This window comes from Microcystis sp. M53603_WE2 (assembly GCF_030065435.1).
This window is the reverse complement of record NZ_JASJFF010000990.1, coordinates 1-2,655: the sequence shown is the minus strand read 5'-3', so window position 1 is coordinate 2,655 and position 2,655 is coordinate 1. Positions and strand designations below refer to the sequence as shown.

Genomic DNA, 2,655 nt, shown 5'->3' with positions numbered 1-2,655 from the left:
TAAAGGATGTTTTACAGGGAAAAAGAGTTATTATTGTTGATGATTCGATCGTGCGGGGAACCACTAGCCGGAAATTAGTTAAAGCTTTACGCGATGCTGGTGCAAGAGAAGTTCACATGAGAATATCTTCACCTCCGGTGACTCATCCTTGTTTTTATGGCATTGATACGGATAACCAAGAGCAATTAATTGCGGCAACTAAATCGGTGGCGGAAATTCAGGCACAAATCGGGGTGGATAGTTTAGCTTATCTCAGTCATGATGCAATGTTAACAGCAACGAAGGAAGATCCGAAAACTTTCTGTACTGCTTGTTTTAATGGCGATTATCCGATTCCTGTACCTGATAATGTTAAGCGATCGAAGTTGATTTTAGAAACAGTTAAATAGCCTCAAGGCTAAATCCTCTGAAAACAATCGGCAATTTCCTGGGGAGTTAAAAGAGAATTGGGATAACCGGAAAGTTGTCCTAATTTTTGTGCTAATAAAACTGCTTGGGGTGGAGTTAGATAGGTTTTGGCTAAGAGATCGGTTTGATGATAAGCTTGCCGGATTGGGGCATCTAAAAGAATAGTTCCTTGACCCATAATAATTACTCTTTCGGCGTATTCTGGCATTAAATAGAGGTGATGGGTGATCACAATCACGGTTTTGCCCATCTGGTGTAATTGACGACTCACCTCTAAAATTGCCTTAGCTCCTTGGTAATCTTGGCCGGTGGTCGGTTCATCAAACACAACTATACGCGGTTCCATGGCTAAAATTGCCGCAATCACTACCCGCGCTCGATCGCCTTTCGGTAAGGAGAGAGGATGATAGGATCGATATTCTAGCAATCCCATGGCTTCTAGACTTGCTTCCGTGCGTTGGATAACGATTTCTGGAGAATAACCGAGATTAGTCAGGGCAAATGATACTTCTTTCTCCACAGTGGTGTTAAAAATCTGATTATCGGGATTTTGGGCTACATAACCGATCGAACGAGCTAAATCACTAACAGAAAAGCTAGTGATCGAACGTCCGTCAATCATAACTTGACCGGTGGTCGCCGAGAGAAGATTGAGAAAATGCTTGACTAAAGTGCTTTTTCCCGCGCCATTTTGACCGATAATCAGCAGATATTCCCCTTCGGCAATATCGAGGGACACATCCCGCAAAGCGGTAGTACCATCGGGATAGGTATGGCAGAGATTTTTTACCCTCAGTATGGGGTTTAAGGGGTCAGAAACCGACGATAAGGGAGGGGTTGGGGTTCTATGATGATAAAAGGATTTAAGCTCGTTTAAACGGGCAAAACCGCGGTCGAGGGTGACAGGAATGGACTCGACCGCCCCGATTTTCTGCTCGATCAAAGCAAAAGTAGTGGCCACTTGCGGAGGACGCAGGGCATTTTCCTGTAAACGTTGTACTTGGGAGTAGATCTCTGCTGGGGTTCCCATGGCTTCGATCGCACCTTCCCTTAATAGTACCAGGCGATCGGCATATTCGGCCATTTCCTCGGCCGCGTGGGAGACCATCACAATAGTGACACCGAGATGGCGATTTAATTCCTTAATGGTGGCGAAAACTTCCTGGGATCCCACCGGATCCAGTTGGGAGGTGGGTTCATCGAGAATTAACAAAGCGGGCTGAACTGCGAGGGCAGCGGCGATCGCTAATCGTTGTTTTTGTCCTCCCGATAGTTCCCCCGGCGATTTTTTTTCCATTCCCTCTAACCGGACTGCCGCTAAAACTTTGGGAATGCGCGCTTTAATTTCCTCTCGCGGTAGCCGTAAATTTTCTAGGGTAAAAGCGATTTCATTTTCTATCGAAGTGGCTAAAAGTTGCGTTTCGGGATCTTCAAATACTGCCCCCACATAGCGGGCCAAGGTGCTAACGGGATGGGTTAAAGTATCTAAACCGGCTACCGTTGCATAACCAAAAAAACGCCCTCCGTAGAATTGGGGGACAATACCGTTAAGAGTTAAACAGAGAGTAGTTTTCCCCGCACCTGTGGGCCCGATAATACCTAAAAATTCTCCTCGATGAATTGCTAAAGAGATATTTTTAAGCACTAGATTGGAGGATTCGGGATAAATATAGGAAACTTTCTCTAATTGGGCGATGATTTCCATTATCGGTGGGGAAGAGAAGACGGGAGTGGGGTAGATAGGGAGATATTTTTCAGGGAAATTTGAATGAGGGACGCTTCTATTTTCCGCTATTTCGATCGATGAACTCGATTATCACACAGGCGGCCTACTACTCTATGATTTATCCTGCAATTTTACCAGTTACCGCTCGCCCGTTCGCAGAAAAACTTAATATTTCTACTCTTGACAAATTTGCTGTAAGGTGGTCACAAAATCGGGGTAGGAAATGCCGGCCGCTTCAGCGCGATGGATAGTGGTGGGTTGACGGCAATTGAGGGCAGCGATCGCTAGACTCATAGCAATGCGATGATCGGTAAAACTGTCCACTTCCGTGCCGAATAGGCCTGTACCGCCGGTAATCTCTAAACCATCGGGTAATTCCGTTACTTTTGCCCCTAGGCGATCGAGTTGGGTGGCCATCACCGTCAGGCGATCGCTTTCCTTCACCCGTAATTCCTCGGCATCCTTGATAATTGTCGTTCCTTGGGCAAAAACCGCCGCTACTGCCAAAATCGGAATTTCAT

Annotated in this window: 2 protein-coding genes and 1 pseudogene; 1 reads left to right on the top strand and 2 read right to left on the bottom strand. The window is 46.0% G+C overall.

Translation table 11 applies throughout. The features are described 5' to 3' along the window. Positions 1 to 389 (top strand): annotated as a pseudogene (locus PX481_RS20920) (amidophosphoribosyltransferase); the annotation flags it as partial. Positions 390 to 397: 8 nt separating this feature from the next. Here the strand turns inward: PX481_RS20920 and PX481_RS20915 are convergent. Both PX481_RS20915 and PX481_RS20910 read right to left on the bottom strand, forming a co-directional pair. Beyond that, on the bottom strand, positions 398 to 2,113 hold the full coding sequence (locus PX481_RS20915) for an ABC transporter ATP-binding protein (protein WP_002761448.1): 1,716 nt from the start codon (positions 2,111 to 2,113) through the stop codon (positions 398 to 400). A 195-nt stretch (positions 2,114 to 2,308) separates the two neighbouring features. Beyond that, positions 2,309 to 2,655, bottom strand: a 347-nt coding sequence (locus PX481_RS20910; RefSeq protein WP_502888620.1) for a 3-phosphoshikimate 1-carboxyvinyltransferase, incomplete at its 5' end; no start/stop codon positions are given.

What these genes read in the sequence shown, in the direction of transcription:
- PX481_RS20915 (WP_002761448.1), bottom strand. Translation starts at nt 2,113, where the DNA reads ATGGAAATCATCGCCCAATTAGAGAAAGTTTCCTATATTTATCCCGAA.